The following is a 15,172-nucleotide window of genomic DNA, read 5'->3' as shown; positions in this document are numbered from 1 at the left end:
CGGGTGTCTTTCAGTCGTCACCGTGTGCCGTCGCCTGTTGCTCTTTTATGTGTTCGACGATGTCCCCCGTCTCGGAGACGAACTCGTCGTGGTCTACCGACGCGCCGTGGAGGACCGACGAGAACAACCGAACGTTGCCGGCGACGGCTACCGCTTCGTCTCGCTCGGCGTCCGTTACGCCCTCGAGTTTCGTTTCCTCCGTATGGAAGTGCGTGCAGTACGGACATTGGATGGCCGCCGCTGCACCGAGGGCGACGAGCGCTTTCTCTCGCTGTGTGAGCTTCGTTTCCTCGAGTTCGAGGTCTCGGACGATTCCCCAGCTGTGGTCCGCGGCCGGCTCCGGAAGCGCCGCGATCCAGCTCGGGACCTGCCCCAGGTACGCTTCTATCTCAGACTCCGTTTCGGTTGATACCATTGCTCTTACCCCTGGGATTTCGTGCCCGCCGTCCGGCACGCGAGGCTGCTGTGACGACGGGAGAAATCCGGGTATTCGTACGGTATCGAAAGAGATGAAGGTGACACACTATCATTTGATACGGAACGCGATAGATTTGATAGCAGTCGGTCCGGGACAAGAGACACTCCGTACCGGTTCGGTCCGATCGAGGAGAGATCAACGGACGACCGACGGTCGTTGGGCGGGATTCGGGTCCGAATTCCGGGGGCCGGTAGCGGCAGGTCGGCCCGCGAAGGGGTTAATCCAGGGGGTGAACGTCGGTCACCGTTCCGACGCCCTTGCTACGGCCCTCGCGGAAGACGAACTTTTGCCCTTCCTCGACGAGGTACGGGCGGAATTTGAACCGAACGGTGGTTTCGCCGGTATCGCCCGGGAGGAGCCGCCCGTCTTCGGGGTAGAAGGCAGCGGCCTCGCCGATCGTCTCGAGGTGGACGACGGGTTCGTAGCCCTCGCCGATGCGAGTGGGATGGTTGAGGACCATGACTTCGGCCTCGAACTCGCGGATCGGATCGGGGTCTGCGTCCCGGGGAAGCAAGACCATGCCGCGCTCGATCGCGCTTTCTTTGATCCCCTTGAGCGCGATGCCGACGATCCGGCCCGCCTGGGCCTTGTCGACTCGGTGGTAGTGCATTTCGATCGATCGCACCTCGACCTCCTGAAACCGACCGTCGGTCATCGGGCCGATCAGGAGTTCGTCGCCGGCCTCGACCTCGCCGGCCATCACCGTTCCCGAGGCGACCGCGCCGACGCCGGTGACCGAGTAGCTACGGTCGACGTACATTCGGAACTCTCCCGCATCCTGTGCTGTCTTCGGGAGTCGGTCGAACAATTCGTCCAGCGTCTCGAGACCGTCCATTGTGATGGCGCTGGTTTCGACGATCGGCACGACTCGTTCGCTTATCTCCTCGACGGCGGCGTCGGTACCGTGACGGGAGATCCGGAGCGGCGATTTGTCGACTTCACGGAGAAGACGCTCGACTTCGCGTTCGACCTCCTCGATGCGCTCTTCGTCGACGGTGTCGGTTTTCGTGATGGCGACGATGGTCGGGAGATCGGTTGCGAGCAAGACCCCGAGGTGTTCTCGGGTCGTCCGCGTCGGGCCGTCGTCGGCGGCGACGACCAGCAGGCCGTAGTCGAGTTTTTGCCCGACGAGGCCGCGGATCGTCGTCCGGAGCCACGGCTCGTGGCCGACTGTATCGACGAACGAAACGAGTCGGTCGGCTTCCTGGACGACTTCCGCGCGATCTGCTTTGCGGTTCGGATTACGGACTCGAACCGGCCCGTCGTCGTCGTCGAAGCCGTAGACTGCGTAGGATAGATCGGCGGAGAGGCCCCGCTCGACTTCGTGGGGCTGTACGTCGAGGAACGCGCGGGTCGCACCGTCTCCGTCGTCGGGTTTGCCGGTCACCAGCGAACCGACGAGCGTACTCTTTCCGTGGTCGACGTGACCCGCCGTTCCGACGACGACGTGTTCGTCGTCCGTCTCGAGGACGCCCCCCTCGCGAACTTGAGCAACGCCGACCAGCCCCTCGTTTATCCCCCATGTCTGGACGTCTTCGATGTGTGCATCGGCCTCCTCCGCGAGGAGGGAAAGGACGTCCATCGTCTCGGAGAACGTATCGGGGTCGATGCCGGCGAGACCGCCGTCATCCGTGACGCCGACTACGTAGGTCGCTTCGCCGTCGCCAGAAAGGAGTCGATGTCTGAGTTGTGCAGCCAGACTCTCTCGCCGTCCACCCTCGAGGTGGACGTCTCGTGACAGTCGTTCCTTGAATTCGACGTTCCCACCGTCCTCTTCGCCACGGTCCAGGGCTCGCTCGAGGAGAGCCCGGTCACGGCTCATATTCCCTGTTAGTTGGGCACATGGCAAAAGCCTTCCCGTGTATTGACAATGTATGGCATGGTATAACTCTCGAGCCGGAGAAAACTACGCCGTCAGTCGCTCGTCCATCGCGTACCCGGCGATCGTTCGGGTCGCGTTCGTCTCGAACGGAGACGCCGCAACGCTCGGGTCCGTACATGCCGAACGTTCGTCACCGATACGGCCGCTTCCGATCGGGTACGGCTGCTTCCGATCGGGTACGGCTGCTTCCGATCGGGTACGGCCGCTTCCGATCGGGTCCGACGAACGTGCCGGGCTCGCTTTCAAGCCCTTCGAGTTCGTAATTCGAGCTATGAGCGTCAGTGGGCTCTGTCAGATCTGCGAGTCGCGCCCCGCACAGGAGCGGTGTCCCAATTGCGGCACGCTCGCGTGCGAACTCCATTTCGACGGTGAGCTGGGACTGTGTGCCGACTGTGCCGCCCAGGCCCAGCCAGGGCGGTCCGAAGACGTAGACATCAATCGATTCTAGTCGAAACCACGACCCAATCCCGTGACGTCAATCCGCGACCTGCTCGGCGAATCGCTCGGCATCGGCGAAACCTACTGCGTTCGGCTCGAGGAGTGCGACGGAACGCTCGTCGCCGGCCACCCGAACGAGGCAAGTCCGATGGACATCGCCGTCGTCGAAGGTGGCGGTCGTCTCGAGAAACGACCGCCGACGGGGCCTGTCGTCGTCGAGATCATTCCTCGAGTGGTCGACGGGCGGATTGCTGGGCGGGTAGTCGATACCGATCCCGACCGCGGAGCGTAGCCAGACGAGCGCGAACTCGACCGCTATCGTAGTCGTTGATAGTCATCGCACACCTCCCGCGGATTCGCGGCCAGCGAGTGCTCGCTGGCCGTCGCAACGCAAGCGGTGGGTAAATCGCTTCACCGACTACTTTCGTTTTCACGGTACCGATTGAGTCGCTTTTTGAGCCGTTTCGCAGCCTGCCCGCTGGCCCGTGCGAACTCCTCGCCGTCGTTTTCCCCGGCGAAAATGATACCGCGCGAGGAATTGATTAGCCCTACGCCATCGGCCAGTCCGTACTCGACGGCCGCCTCCGCGTCGCCGCCTTGCGCCCCGATGCCGGGAACGAGGAACGGGAGGTCGGGCACCTGTTCGCGGAGTTCTTCGAGTTCCGCTGGCTGAGTCGCGCCGACGACGAGCCCGACGTTGTCGTTTTCGTTCCAGAGATCTGCCAGGGCCGCGACCCGCTCGTAGACGGGTTCCCCGGTCTCGAGTTCGAGATCCTGAACGTCGGCACCACCCGGATTCGAGGTCCGACAGAGAACGAAAACGCCGGCTTCCCCGTTTGCCAGAAACGGCTGCAGGGAGTCCCGTCCCATGTAGGGATTGACGGTGATCGCGTCGACGGTTTCGAGCATCTGTGCGTACTGTCTGGTCGTGTTTCCGATGTCGGCGCGCTTGGCGTCTAGCAGGACGGGCACGTCCTTGCCGTGGGCGTAGGCAATCGTTTCCTGGAGGGCTCGCCACCCGTCGGGATCCTCGTAGAAGGCCGCGTTCGGCTTGAAAACGGCTGCGTGCTCGTGGGTCGCGTCGATAATGCGGCGGTTGAACGCCCACCGGGGGAGATCGTATTCCCGCAGGTGATCCGGAATGCGCGACGGATCGGGGTCGAGACCGACCGAGACGACGCTGTCGACCGTTCGGATTCGGTCGTGCAGGCGGTCGAAGAAGTTCATGCTGGACGTGGCTTCGCAACGGTCGAAAAGGTTGCTATACTGGCGGGCGATACTCGTGGCGCGGTCGAGAGAGACGACTGGCTGTTAGACAGCCGCATGACATTTAGACAGCCGCATGACATTTCCCGACGGCCTCCGTCGCAGAAGGTCACTGTCCATGGTGAGTGTGCTCATTCACCGTTCCAAATACTTTAGACGTCACTTACTTTGTTCGTACAGTTGTCGCGCAATGTATGGGAATTCGACAGAGCGCGACATCGTTCTCTCACCGGCTTCGAGAACAGGTTCGGTCGACGGTGCTGGGGACGGGAACGAGAGAAGACGAGACAACTCTCGGCGACCGCCCGACGACGGAAACCGTCTCGGACAGAGTCACCGACTCGCTGGGGAATCTCTTTCACTGTTCCCGATGCAGCGTCGTCTACATCGCCGCGGAGAAGCACACTTGCTCGGAGTGTGACCAGGAAGTCGAGCAAGTGCGATCGACGCTGGCCTGTCAGGGGCCGTAAGACGTCGATCGGCGTTTCTCAGCCGACTCCGCGCTCGGCCGTCGTCGCTACGATTCGAGTATCTCGATCAGGTTCCCACCGGGGTCTCGCAGGAACAGGATGCTGGTGCCGCTCTCGGTCGTTCGGGGCTCGCTGATCGTCGACACGTCGTCCGCCAGAGACGCATAGAACGCGTCGAGATCGTCGACCGAGAGGCTGACGTGTTTCGCTCCGGGTTGATTGAGTTCAGTCGTCGGAACCGATTGCGCTTCGGGATCGTAGCTAACGAGTTCGATCCGGACCCCGTCGGCGTCGAGGTGGGCGAAATCGGCGCTCGCTTCTTCGAGGCCGACGGCATCGGAAAAGGCTTCGCCGCCGACGCTGAACCGATCGACGACGGTCAAATCGAGAACGTCCCGATAAAACGCAAGCGCTCCCTCGAGATCGCTCACTGTGAGTCCGACGTGGTGTGCGCTGAGAGTCGCCATGGTAATGGCTCGCGCAAGCGCGGGGAAAAACGCTTTCGTCTGTCCCGCAGAGTAGCCCGCCCGAACGCGATCGTGCGTCCCCCTTCTCGAGTCGGTCGATCGCCCGTTCGGTCGGAGCGGTTCGATACGCCCGGGTTCGTCAGGCCCGCGGATCGTCGAACGCCGAGCGAGAACAACCGTCTTAGTGGGGCCCGCGTCCTTAGACGCCGAGCGCGTCGGCGAGGTCGTAGAACGAGTCGACGGTCAGATCCGGCTCGCCGGCGACCGCCTCCCACGGCCGTCCCTTCCGGTCGACCCACGCGCCCTGCATACCGGCGTGTTTCGCTCCCATCACGTCGTACCAGCCGGCGGTCACGTGGACGATCTCGTCGATCGGGGTTCCAGTCCTCGCCGCGGCGTGGCGGTACAGTTCGGCGGCGGGCTTGAACGTCTCCACCTCGTCGGCGCTGATCGTGTCCGCGAGGAGATCGTCGATGTCCGCGTGGTCGATCATCGAGGAGAGCATATCCGGATCCCCGTTCGAGACGACGTAGCAGTCGTAGCCGCCTTCGCGGAGTCGCTTGATCCCGTCGCGGACGTCGTCGAAGACCTCGAGTTCGTGGTAGACCGCCAGAATTTCGTCCCGCTCGTCCTCGTCGACGTCGACATCGAACACGTCGAGCGCGTACTGGAGCGCGTCGCGGTTCATTTCGTAGAACGGCTGGTAGGCGTCGAGGTAGTTCGCGACGAGCGTGTACTCGAGCGACCGGAGCCGCCACAGAGACGACACCGGTTCGGGGTCGTCGACGTGATTCGCGAGGGCCCGGACGGCGGCATCGACATCGACGATAGTGCTGTAGGAATCGAACGTAATCGTCGTAACCTGGTCGGGATCGAATGACATCCACTCAGAACGTGAGCGCGAAGCGCTATAGTTCTCGGCCGATCGTTTCGCCCCGTCAGGTAGTGGTAACGACACGAACGGAAGCGACTGCGGAGTGACCGAACGCAGCCCAGCGCAGATCCACGAGTACGACCGGGTCCGCCTGTCACGGGACAACCACGAGCCGAAGGCGATTGCGGGTGTGTCTGCACGCACGGATACTTTGGAACTGCAACGCGTACGGAGGGTTCCATGACCGACGACTTGACCGACCAGCGAGAGTACGACGTCGTCGTAATCGGTGGCGGGCCAGCGGGACAGACCGCCGGGCTTTACACGACCAGACTCGGCCACTCGACGGCAGTCGTCGAGCGCGGCGGCGGCCGCGCGGCGATGATGCGAAACGTTCACAATCTCCTCGGAGTCACGGAGGACACGAGCGGCACCGAGTACCTCGAGACCGGTCGCGAGCAACTCGAATCCTATGGCTGCAACGTCGACCGCGATTTCGTTTCGTCCGTTTCCCCGACGGACGACGAGCGATTTCGCGTCTGCGGAAGCGACGTGGATTACGTCGCGGAGTCTATCGTCCTCGCGACGGGGTTCAACGACGTTCGGCCGCAACCGCCCCTCCCGCGGACCGGTCGGGGCCTTCACTATTGTCTCCACTGTGACGCGTACATGTTCGTCGACGAGCCAGTGTACGTGATGGGCCACGGCGACAGCGCCGCCACTGTCGCCGCCATCATGCTCAATTTCACCGATACCGTGGACCTACTGACGCGGGGAGCCGAACCGACATGGAGCGACGAAACCGCGACGATGCTCGAGGCGCACCCGATCGATGTGGTTCGCGAGGACGTCACGAGCGTTCGAAACGGTGAGGATGGCTGGCTCGAAGCACTGGAGTTCGCCGACGGAAGCGTCCGAGAATACAGGGGTGGATTCGCGATGTACGGCAGCGAGTACAACAACGGATTGGCGACCGACCTGGGCTGCGAACGCAACGACGACGGGACGGTCGCGGTCGACGACCACGGACGGACGAGCGTCGACGGCGTGTACGCGGTCGGCGACCTCACGCCGGGGCACAATCAGGTCCCGGTCGCGCTCGGCGAAGGGGCGAAAGCCGGCATCGCGATTCACTGGGCACAGCGGGAGTTCCCGCGAGACGGAGACGAGACGGCTGCGACCGACGCCGTCCGCGACGAAGAAGTGCCCGGAATTCCCGACGAACTGCTCGAGCAAGCCGTCTCGTTTCACACCTACGACTGAGTTCCAGACGAGACAGAGTGCTGGTCGGCGGAGTCGCCGCCGTTAGTCTGTGACGAAGTGACTGGCGAGGTCAGGAAAGATATCATGGGCGAAGTGGACCGCGAGGACGACGATGATCGGGCCGAGGAACAGCCCCCACCAGCCGAACGCGAGCGTGCCGAGAAAATAGCCGAGGAGGACCAGTCCCATGTGGACGCCGCTGCGCGCAGAGAGAAACGACCGCGCGAAGAAGTCGGGGATGGTGTCGACGATGACGAACGTGAGGGCCAAAAAGGCGATCGGATGCCAGAACGGCGTCGGCGTCGCGACCGCGAGTCCAAGCAGGAGCAAGCCGTACGGGACGTACACGATCTTCATCCCGACGGCCGGAATCAGCGTCCCGATCCCGATGAGCAAGGAGAGTAACACCGGCATTCCGACGACGGGCCCGCTCGAGGCGAGAACGTTGAGGCCGTAGTACGTGACGGCGGCGACGGTGGCGGCGACCAGAATTACGGCGAGATTGCTGACGAAGACCGTCTCGAGGTCGTCGTCGACATTGTTCGCGTACCCGACGATTGTTTGCTCGTGATCGATGCTGTCGTAGAACCACCGACGTAATTTGTGATCGTCCCGCAGGAGGTAAAACAGGAACGTGAGCATGAGAAAGAAGCGAGCGAGGACCGAGAATGCGAATCCGGCAACCGAAGTCAACTGCCGAACGGTGCTCGGAAGTCCCTGGCGGACCACGTTTCCGACCGAGCCGCCGGAGGCGGATCGAAGCGTCTCGATCAGTCGACCGACGTTTCCGTCGCGGGCCAATCGCAGGTACGGCTGGAAGAGTGATCGATACGCCCCGAGGTCGCTCGCGGCGAGAAACTGATCGAGCTCTCTGAGTGCGACGATACCCGCGTAGGCGATGACGGCGACCATCGGGAGGATGACGAACAGTATCGTGACCGTCGCCGTCACGTTCGGGTGGTCGACGTACTGATCGAGCCACCGGTAAAACGGCCGCGTCGCGTAATAGACGAAGATAGCGAAGAGAAGCGCTCCGATGTACCGGAAGAGGGCGAGTCCGATCAGCGCTGCGATGACCAGCCCGAGCACGACCCAGACGAAGCGCTTGCCGTCCCAGTCGTCGAAAACGGCCATAGTCCACCACATGGTTCCGAACCGGAAAAGCGCCAGTTTCGATACGGAACACGGTACTCGTCCCGTGACCGTCACGCCGAGCTATCGTAATTGATCTCCGGTGCGTACACGCGGCCTCGAGCACTCGGTCGAGACGGGACACGGCAAACTCGGTCGAGACGGGACACATCAAACTCGGTCGAGACGGGACACGGCAAACTCGGTCGAGACGGAACGTATCAATTACATCAGACCGTCGACGAGATCAGCGACTTCCACGGCCTCGAGGCCGGACTGCCGAGTATCCATCGGTGTCTCGCACAGTGGCCGGCGTTCCTCGAACCGGCGTGGAACGACCTCGAGCCAATCTTCGAAAGCGGTGCGTTCGATCGCGGGTGTGACGCGCCGATGTGACCGTAGACGATCACCTCGAGCGCCTTTCGTACGTTCCTCGGCTTTCCCCGTCGGATCTTGCTGAACGGGGCTTCGACGATGCGACGGTCGGGGACCTCCAAAACTACGTGCGCTCGTTCAACCGGGGAGCCGTCGACGCGGTCCTTCATGCCATCGTCGTTTACGCGGCGACGCTCGATGCTGCCGGCGAACGATCGCTCTAGACAGCGAACAGGGTTTTGAGGGGCGCGACCGTTGTTCGTCCCATGGCAGACACGGCCGTGATCGCAGGCGTCGGTCCAGGACTCGGAGAATCGCTGGCGCGGAAATTCGTCGCCGAGGGCTGTCGGGTAGGGCTGTTCGCCCGCTCGGCGGACTACCTCGAGGAATTGGCGGCTGACCTGGGCGACGACGCACTCGCTGTGCCGACGGACGTCACCGATCCCGAGCGGGTCGAAGCGGGGTTCGAGGAGGTTCGGGACGCGTACGGTCCTGTCGACATCCTCGTCAATCACGCGAGCGGCGGGGCCTGGTCGGGCCTGCGGGACATCTCGCCCGAGGAGTTCGAACGGGCGTGGCGTGTCTCCGCCTACGGCGCGCTACTGTGTTCGCAGACGGCTATCGAAGACATGCTCGACGACGACGGTGGTGATGGCGGTGATGGCGGGACGATCATCTTCACCGGTGCGACCTCGGCGGTTCGTGGCCGCGGAGGTGCGATCGGCTTCAGCGCGGCCAAGTTCGCCGTCCGCGGGATGGCAGAATCGATGGCACGAGAGCTCGGTCCCCTGGGGATCCACGTCGCCCACGTCGTCATCGACGGTCAGATCGAACCGCCGCGAGTTCGCGAGTCTCAGCCCGACCGTGACGGGGACGAGTTCCTCGACCCTGACGCGATCGCCGACTCGTACTGGCAGCTCGTCGAGCAGGACCGATCGGCATGGACGCTCGAACTGGACGTCCGACCCCACGTCGAGGAGTTCTAATCTCGTCGGAGCCCGCCGGCGTTCTCGTCCCGGCGGTACGAGGACCCTCGTCCGGCAGACGAGCGCTTAACCTCCGCGACGTTGACAGGTGAGTATGACGCGCATCGCGCTGATCGCCCACGACGAAACGAAGCCGGAGCTCATCGAATTCGCACGGACCCACGAAACGCAACTGCAGGAGTACGATCTGATCGCGACCGGTACCACGGGCAAACGGCTGCTCGAAGGGACGGACCTCGAGGTCGAACGGAAGGAGTCGGGACCGCTCGGCGGGGATCTGATGATCGGCGCGGAGGTCGCGGCGGGCGAACTCGACGGCATCGTGTTCCTTCGGGACCCACTCCGGGCCCAGCCTCACGAGCCCGACATTTCGGCTCTGTTGCGGATCTGTGACGTTCACGACACCGCGATCGCGACGAACCTCGCCTCCGCGTCGTTTCTCATCGAGGGGCTGGCGGAGTAGCACATCGGAACCGACGCCTGTCCCACCACGACAGTCGCGATCAGGCGGCGCGAATCCCTGAGGGGGCCATCGCGTCCGCGCTCGTCCTTGGCGGCGGCACCGTCGGTGAGGCCGCGGGTCAAATCGCGATCGCGGCCGGCGTCATTCTCGCTCTCCTCGCGCTCGTCGCGTTCGGGACCGACTTCTTCCAGCGTTTCCTCGACGTCACCACCAACGAGTTCCTCGTCGTCCGCGCACTCGGCGTCACGATCCTCGTCGCCGGGATCGCGCTCGCGCTGGGTGTCAGCGAGGCCGTCGCGGCGTTCTTCGTCGGTATGGCCGTTTCGGCGACCGACCACGTCCACGATCTCGAACGACTCCTCGAGCCGCTCCGGGACGCCTTCGCGGCGATCTTTTTCTTCTGGATCGGCCTCGTCACCGATCCGGAACTGTTCACGCTCTCGATACTCGTGACGATCGCCGCCGTGGTCGTGACGACGCCGACGAAGGTCGTCAGCGGCTACCTCGGCGGGCGTATCTACGACCTCGACGATCGCCGGTCGCTCAGGGTCGGACTTGGGATGACCACTCGCGGCGAGTTCTCGCTGATCATCGCAAGCCTCGCGCTCTCCGGGGCGGGCAGTGGCATCGCCGCGGAGTCTGCCCAGACGATCTACGCGTTTACGGTCGGCTACGTCCTCGTCATGAGCATCCTCGGCACTTCGCTCATGCAGTATTCCGGATGGATCGAACCCGTCGCCGTCTCGCTGCTCGAGCACAACCGCGGTGTGACCGCTCGGTCGAACGAGGATTGATCCGGCTACTGTCGGTGCCGGCCGAAGTACCGCCGGTTGGGAAGGGATAGCTTCAACCTCTTCGAGCCCCCTGTCACGCCTATGCCACGGGCGGTCGTCTTTGACCTCGATTACACGCTGGCGGTTCCTCGACGCGACCGGGCGACCATCCTCGAGGAGGTCACGGCCGCCACGGGAGCGCCGGCGCTTACCCGCGAGGAGTATCTCGCCGCCCATCGCCGGAACCTCACGACCGAAACGCGCGAGCCGATCTTCGAAGATCTACTCGGTCAAAGCGACGTCGATCCGGCAGCCGTTGCGAGGGTCTACCGCGAGACGATCGCCGACGACCTCGAGCCGTTACCGGGCGTAGAAGCCATGCTTTCGGATCTTCGCGACGAGTATCGGGTCGGTTTGCTGACGAACGGTCCGATCCGCGCCCAGCGCGACAAACTCGAAACCCTGGGCTGGGAGGACGCCTTCGATGCCGCACTGGTCACCGGGGAACTCGAAGCCGGAAAACCAGACCCTCGCGCGTTCGAAGCAGTCGTAGACGAACTGGACGTCCCACTTGCCGAGGCGGTTTACGTCGGTGACGAGGTCGAAGCGGACATTCGGGGTGCGACTGAGGCAGGGATGGCTGCGATTCAGGTGCTGCTCGAAACCGGCCCTGAACCCGACCCTCGTGCCGTCGCTCACGTCGAGCAGAGCGCGGTCGCGACTGCGGTGCCGAACGTTGCCACCGAACTCGAGACGCAGTGCGGGCGAGTTGGCCGCGCATTTCGGAAGAGCCGCTGAGCAGGATCGGGCCCGGGCCGTGCCTGTGATCGTCGTCTCACTCGCATGCGCGATGACACCACACCGATCGGACCACGACGCTGTGTCGGAGTGGTAGATAACTCACACGTCTGTGTCATGAGCGGACCGTCACGTCTCAGAATCCGAACACGTACGAATTCTGTAGCCGCCATTTTGGGGTTATCACGCCGATCGCCAGTCGATGTTCCAGATACGCGTTCTATGGTGGCGTGAGCTTCGCCGCTTTTTCGTCGGTATACCTCAGTATTTGGGAACAACCGTTTTGCCTGATACGCAATCAGAACGGAGTACCCAACTTATTGAGTGCCACCTGCAATTTCTCTCGAGAGGTCGATGGAACGTGTATGCACATGACTCGACGAACCGCGACGCATCTTGCTCGGTCGATACGAATCCCGTCGCACACATGAACGGAGCGACGATCGCGAGGTATCGTTCCTCTCCGTTTCGCCCACTATCGTTCGCTCCAGGGACGGTAGGGAGTCAGATGTCCGTCAACTGCCGTCGATCGAACGGAACTGCCGCAGTGATAGAGGACCGTCCTCGCGTCGCACTGAAGCCATTTTTCCGAATTCACGACTCGGTCCCACGGCAGACACCTACCCGTAACGTACTCACAGAAACGGACTCCGATCACGGTCAGAGATTTTCAGCGCCCCGCTCTCCTTGCGATGCTCACGTTTCTATATATGAATGAAAACACACGCCACGCGACGGAGACGGGTTACAAAGCTCTCATAGAGGAGCTCAACGGCGGAATCTTCGAAATCCGGAACGATGAGTTTTCCTACGTTAACCAACGGTTTGCCGACATGTTCGGCTACTCTCAGGCGGAACTAGTCGGAACGTCACCGCTCGTTGTTCTCGCCGAGCAAGGCCAGCAGGCGCTACGAGAAAATATGGACGCGCTCGCACGAGGGACAGACGAGAGCCTTCCGACGGAACACAGAGGGGTGCGGAAAGATGGAAGCGAAATCATCGTCAAAGCGTACGGTACCATCATTACCGAAACACCAGACCGGGTCTTTCTCGGGTTCGTCGAAGATATCACGGAAGAAAAGCGGCGCGAACATCGCTTCGAATCGATTTTCAATAACACGTTCCAGTTTTCGGGGCTCCTCGAACCGGACGGAACCGTTCTCGAGGCAAACGAGACGGCGCTTTATTTCGGCGGGCTCGACCGGGAAGACGTCGTCGGAAAGCCACTCGAGGAAACGTACTGGGTGCAGTCGTCCGAGACGGCCCGAGAGACGGTTCGGGAGGCGATCGACCGCGGACGAGACGGCGAGCAGTTCCGCGACGAAATACGCGTCCAGGGTGAGGACCAGGAACTCGTCATCGATTTCTCGATACGGCCGATCATCGACGAGAACGGGACGGTAACGCGATTGGTCGCTGAAGGACACGACATCACGACCCGAAAAGAACGCGAGCGCGAACGCCAGACGATCATCGATCGGATGACGGACGCGGTCGTCGAAGTGGACGAGGACTGGCGCTTTACGCTGGTCGACGACCGAGCCGAAGAGATTTACGAAATGGACGAAGCGAACCTGCTGGGAAAGCACTTCTGGGACGTGTTCGACGAGGGACTCGGAACGCGCTGGGAGGAGGTGTACCACGAGGTGATGGAAACGCGCGAACCGGCGACTATCGAGGAGTACTTTGCCCAACTCAAGAGGTGGTTCCACGTCGAAGTCTACCCCGAACCTGACGGCGGCCTAGCGTTTTACTTCCAGGATATCTCCGACCGCAAGCGCCACGAGGAACGGATCGCCGGCCTGAACGACACTCTCTCCCGGTGTATGGAGGTCGAGTCGAAACAGGAGATCTGTGATATCCTCACCGAAGCGACACAGGAACGTCTCCACCTCCCTCTCGCGGCCATCGCGCTCATCGGAGAGCAAGGGACACTCCGCCCAGTCGCGCAATCTGACGCAGCGCGAACCGACCTGAACGTCTCCGACTTCCTCGATCAGGAAGATGGGACCGCCTGGGACGTGTTTACGAGCGGCGAGCCGACGGTTGTCGACAATCCCTCACCCTACCTGGACGACACCGAGACGAGTGCCGAACTGATCGTCCATCCCCTGGGTCGACACGGAGTGCTCATCGCGGGTTCGTCGTCGCTCGATGTGGAGTTCGTACAGACCGTTGCGGAGGACGTTCGACGAACGTTCGACCGCATCGACCGCGAGAAGAGCCTCCAGAATCGGGACGAACTCCTCGAGGAACAGAACGAATCGCTCAACCGGTTGAACCGGATCAACAACGTGGTCAGGAGTATCGACCAGGTTCTCGTTTCAGCCTCGAATCGAACCGAGATCGAACAGGCGGTGTGCGAGAAGCTCACGGCGGGAGATACGTACACCTTCGCCTGGATCGGCGAATACGACTCGGCCACGAACGAAGTCGATCCCCGGGAGTCGGGGGGACACCAACAGGGATTTCTGGAATCGCTCTCGTTCGCTGGGGCTCGTAGTGAATCCGAGGGGCCAGCGGAAACGGCGGTGCACAAACGGGAGCCGGTCATCGAAAGCGATCTCCTCACCGATCCACCGCACGAAGCGTGGCGGGAGAAAGCCCTCCGAAGAGGCTATCGGTCCGCGATTTCGATTCCACTCACCTATCGGGACAGTCTCTACGGCGTCCTCACGGTGTATTCCGATCAGCCGGAACTCTTCGACGGTATCGAACGACAGGTTCTCATCGAACTCGGCGAAACGGTCGGCCACGCCATCAACGCGGTCGAGAGCAAACAGGCGCTGGTGAGCGATACCGTCGTCAAACTCGAATTTACGATCGACTTCTCGGGCCATCCGTTGAAGGAATTCGTCGACCAGGAACCTGGTCGCGAGTATCGCCTCGAGAACATCGTGCCCGCCGGTGAAGGCCAGTACCGGGTGTACTATCGGATCGAGGGAGCATCGCCCGAAACGTATCTGAAGTTCGTCGACCGCCAGGTCGCCGTACAGAACAGCCAATTGATTTCGTCTGATGACAGTTCACACCTGTTCGAGAGTATAATTACCGACGAAAGCTTCCAGTTCTGGCTTCTCGACCGAGGCGCAGTACCGCGATCGTTTACGATGACGCAAGACGGGGGACGGCTTCGCGTCGAGCTGTCGGGCGACAACGATATCCGGGAGTTCGTCGACCTCTTGCAGCGGGAGTATCCGTCGACGGAGTTAGTCGCCAGCCGTGAACGTGAACGATCGGACCGATCCGAGGATGTGTTCGCGACGGCCGTCGAGGAACGGTTGACGGCTCGCCAGCGCGAAGTTCTGCAGACAGCCTACTTCAGCGGGTATTTCGAGACGCCGCGCAAGCGAACGGGGACGGAGATAGCCGACGCACTCGACGTCTCCGGACCAACGGTCAGCAATCATCTCCGTGCCAGTCTCCGGAAACTGCTCGGTCTCCTCTACGACGATGAGGAGAGCCCGCAGTAACAGTTCGGGCCACCAACTCACTGCTTTTCCAGATT

At 62.3% G+C, this 15,172-nt stretch carries 17 protein-coding genes and 1 pseudogene; 11 read left to right on the top strand and 7 right to left on the bottom strand.

All coding sequences use genetic code 11. The annotated features are described in order from the left end of the window. Positions 1-10 precede the first annotated feature (10 nt). The 3 genes from HYG82_RS28820 to HYG82_RS28810 all read right to left on the bottom strand — a co-directional run bounded on the left by HYG82_RS28820 (position 11) and on the right by HYG82_RS28810 (position 2,606). On the bottom strand, positions 11-415 hold the full coding sequence (locus HYG82_RS28820; protein ID WP_179260519.1) for a carboxymuconolactone decarboxylase family protein: 405 nt from the start codon (positions 413-415) through the stop codon (positions 11-13). Positions 416-695: 280 nt separating this feature from the next. Continuing rightward, positions 696-2,300: a GTPBP1 family GTP-binding protein gene (locus HYG82_RS28815; RefSeq protein ID WP_179260518.1), complete on the bottom strand. Its 1,605-nt coding sequence runs from the start codon at positions 2,298-2,300 to the stop codon at positions 696-698. An 84-nt stretch (positions 2,301-2,384) separates the two neighbouring features. Next, the gene (locus tag HYG82_RS28810) at positions 2,385-2,606 is read right to left on the bottom strand and encodes a hypothetical protein (protein WP_235217860.1); all 222 of its coding nucleotides are present in this window, start codon (positions 2,604-2,606) and stop codon (positions 2,385-2,387) included. A 25-nt stretch (positions 2,607-2,631) separates the two neighbouring features. On the opposite strand from HYG82_RS28810, the gene HYG82_RS28805 reads away from it, so the two are divergent. Continuing rightward, the gene (locus HYG82_RS28805; RefSeq protein ID WP_179260517.1) at positions 2,632-2,808 is read left to right on the top strand and encodes a hypothetical protein; all 177 of its coding nucleotides are present in this window, start codon (positions 2,632-2,634) and stop codon (positions 2,806-2,808) included. Between the two features lie 21 nt (positions 2,809-2,829). Then, entirely contained in the window at positions 2,830-3,090 is a 261-nt protein-coding gene (locus HYG82_RS28800; RefSeq protein ID WP_179260516.1) for a hypothetical protein, read from the top strand. A 119-nt stretch (positions 3,091-3,209) separates the two neighbouring features. On the opposite strand, the gene pyrF is transcribed toward HYG82_RS28800, so the two are convergent. Continuing rightward, positions 3,210-4,025 (bottom strand): orotidine-5'-phosphate decarboxylase, encoded by an 816-nt coding sequence (gene pyrF / locus HYG82_RS28795; protein ID WP_179260515.1) that lies wholly within the window; start codon positions 4,023-4,025, stop codon positions 3,210-3,212. Positions 4,026-4,258: 233 nt separating this feature from the next. On the opposite strand from pyrF, the gene HYG82_RS28790 reads away from it, so the two are divergent. Continuing rightward, positions 4,259-4,534: a hypothetical protein gene (locus HYG82_RS28790; protein ID WP_179260514.1), complete on the top strand. Its 276-nt coding sequence runs from the start codon at positions 4,259-4,261 to the stop codon at positions 4,532-4,534. Positions 4,535-4,581: 47 nt separating this feature from the next. Here HYG82_RS28790 and HYG82_RS28785 read toward each other — a convergent pair whose 3' ends face one another. Further along, the gene (locus tag HYG82_RS28785) at positions 4,582-5,001 is read right to left on the bottom strand and encodes a VOC family protein (RefSeq protein WP_179260513.1); all 420 of its coding nucleotides are present in this window, start codon (positions 4,999-5,001) and stop codon (positions 4,582-4,584) included. Positions 5,002-5,200: 199 nt separating this feature from the next. Further along, positions 5,201-5,884: a haloacid dehalogenase type II gene (locus HYG82_RS28780; RefSeq protein ID WP_179260512.1), complete on the bottom strand. Its 684-nt coding sequence runs from the start codon at positions 5,882-5,884 to the stop codon at positions 5,201-5,203. 231 nt (positions 5,885-6,115) lie between these two features. Here HYG82_RS28780 and HYG82_RS28775 point away from each other — a divergent pair, with 231 nt between their 5' ends. Further along, positions 6,116-7,138, top strand: a complete 1,023-nt coding sequence (locus HYG82_RS28775; RefSeq protein WP_179260511.1) for an NAD(P)/FAD-dependent oxidoreductase — start codon at positions 6,116-6,118, stop codon at positions 7,136-7,138. Between the two features lie 42 nt (positions 7,139-7,180). Here HYG82_RS28775 and HYG82_RS28770 read toward each other — a convergent pair whose 3' ends face one another. Next, positions 7,181-8,272 (bottom strand): AI-2E family transporter, encoded by a 1,092-nt coding sequence (locus tag HYG82_RS28770; protein WP_179260510.1) that lies wholly within the window; start codon positions 8,270-8,272, stop codon positions 7,181-7,183. 90 nt (positions 8,273-8,362) lie between these two features. Between HYG82_RS28770 and HYG82_RS28765 the strand changes: the two genes are divergently transcribed. The 7 genes and pseudogenes from HYG82_RS28765 to HYG82_RS28735 all read left to right on the top strand — a co-directional run bounded on the left by HYG82_RS28765 (position 8,363) and on the right by HYG82_RS28735 (position 15,137). After that, complete coding sequence (locus tag HYG82_RS28765) at positions 8,363-8,665, top strand: hypothetical protein (protein WP_179260509.1); 303 nt, start codon at positions 8,363-8,365, stop codon at positions 8,663-8,665. Continuing rightward, positions 8,662-8,868 (top strand): hypothetical protein, encoded by a 207-nt coding sequence (locus HYG82_RS28760; protein ID WP_179260508.1) that lies wholly within the window; start codon positions 8,662-8,664, stop codon positions 8,866-8,868. The genes HYG82_RS28765 and HYG82_RS28760 overlap by 4 nt, the downstream gene beginning before the upstream one ends. Positions 8,869-8,910: 42 nt before the next feature. Next, complete coding sequence (locus HYG82_RS28755; protein WP_179260507.1) at positions 8,911-9,630, top strand: SDR family NAD(P)-dependent oxidoreductase; 720 nt, start codon at positions 8,911-8,913, stop codon at positions 9,628-9,630. 94 nt (positions 9,631-9,724) lie between these two features. Further along, complete coding sequence (locus tag HYG82_RS28750; protein WP_179260506.1) at positions 9,725-10,093, top strand: methylglyoxal synthase; 369 nt, start codon at positions 9,725-9,727, stop codon at positions 10,091-10,093. Between the two features lie 65 nt (positions 10,094-10,158). After that, positions 10,159-10,887: pseudogene (locus tag HYG82_RS28745) on the top strand (cation:proton antiporter); the annotation flags it as partial. 81 nt (positions 10,888-10,968) lie between these two features. Beyond that, positions 10,969-11,664 carry an HAD family hydrolase gene (locus HYG82_RS28740; protein WP_179260505.1) on the top strand — a complete coding sequence of 232 codons (696 nt, stop codon included), beginning with the start codon at positions 10,969-10,971 and terminating at the stop codon, positions 11,662-11,664. Positions 11,665-12,374: 710 nt separating this feature from the next. Then, on the top strand, positions 12,375-15,137 hold the full coding sequence (locus tag HYG82_RS28735; RefSeq protein WP_179260504.1) for a PAS domain S-box protein: 2,763 nt from the start codon (positions 12,375-12,377) through the stop codon (positions 15,135-15,137). Positions 15,138-15,172 lie beyond the last annotated feature (35 nt).

Origin of the sequence: Natrinema halophilum (genome assembly GCF_013402815.2) — an archaeon.
In the GTDB taxonomy this organism is placed as follows: domain Archaea; phylum Halobacteriota; class Halobacteria; order Halobacteriales; family Natrialbaceae; genus Natrinema; species Natrinema halophilum.
The sequence above is the reverse complement of the archived record's forward strand: the minus strand, read 5'-3'. Positions and strand labels throughout refer to the sequence as shown.

What these genes read in the sequence shown, in the direction of transcription:
- HYG82_RS28820 (WP_179260519.1), bottom strand. Translation starts at nt 415, where the DNA reads ATGGTATCAACCGAAACGGAGTCTGAGATAGAAGCGTACCTGGGGCAG.
- HYG82_RS28815 (WP_179260518.1), bottom strand. Translation starts at nt 2,300, where the DNA reads ATGAGCCGTGACCGGGCTCTCCTCGAGCGAGCCCTGGACCGTGGCGAA.
- HYG82_RS28805 (WP_179260517.1), top strand. Translation starts at nt 2,632, where the DNA reads ATGAGCGTCAGTGGGCTCTGTCAGATCTGCGAGTCGCGCCCCGCACAG.
- pyrF (WP_179260515.1), bottom strand. Translation starts at nt 4,025, where the DNA reads ATGAACTTCTTCGACCGCCTGCACGACCGAATCCGAACGGTCGACAGC.
- HYG82_RS28790 (WP_179260514.1), top strand. Translation starts at nt 4,259, where the DNA reads ATGGGAATTCGACAGAGCGCGACATCGTTCTCTCACCGGCTTCGAGAA.
- HYG82_RS28785 (WP_179260513.1), bottom strand. Translation starts at nt 5,001, where the DNA reads ATGGCGACTCTCAGCGCACACCACGTCGGACTCACAGTGAGCGATCTC.
- HYG82_RS28780 (WP_179260512.1), bottom strand. Translation starts at nt 5,884, where the DNA reads ATGTCATTCGATCCCGACCAGGTTACGACGATTACGTTCGATTCCTAC.
- HYG82_RS28775 (WP_179260511.1), top strand. Translation starts at nt 6,116, where the DNA reads ATGACCGACGACTTGACCGACCAGCGAGAGTACGACGTCGTCGTAATC.
- HYG82_RS28770 (WP_179260510.1), bottom strand. Translation starts at nt 8,272, where the DNA reads ATGGCCGTTTTCGACGACTGGGACGGCAAGCGCTTCGTCTGGGTCGTG.
- HYG82_RS28755 (WP_179260507.1), top strand. Translation starts at nt 8,911, where the DNA reads ATGGCAGACACGGCCGTGATCGCAGGCGTCGGTCCAGGACTCGGAGAA.
- HYG82_RS28750 (WP_179260506.1), top strand. Translation starts at nt 9,725, where the DNA reads ATGACGCGCATCGCGCTGATCGCCCACGACGAAACGAAGCCGGAGCTC.
- HYG82_RS28740 (WP_179260505.1), top strand. Translation starts at nt 10,969, where the DNA reads ATGCCACGGGCGGTCGTCTTTGACCTCGATTACACGCTGGCGGTTCCT.
- HYG82_RS28735 (WP_179260504.1), top strand. Translation starts at nt 12,375, where the DNA reads ATGAATGAAAACACACGCCACGCGACGGAGACGGGTTACAAAGCTCTC.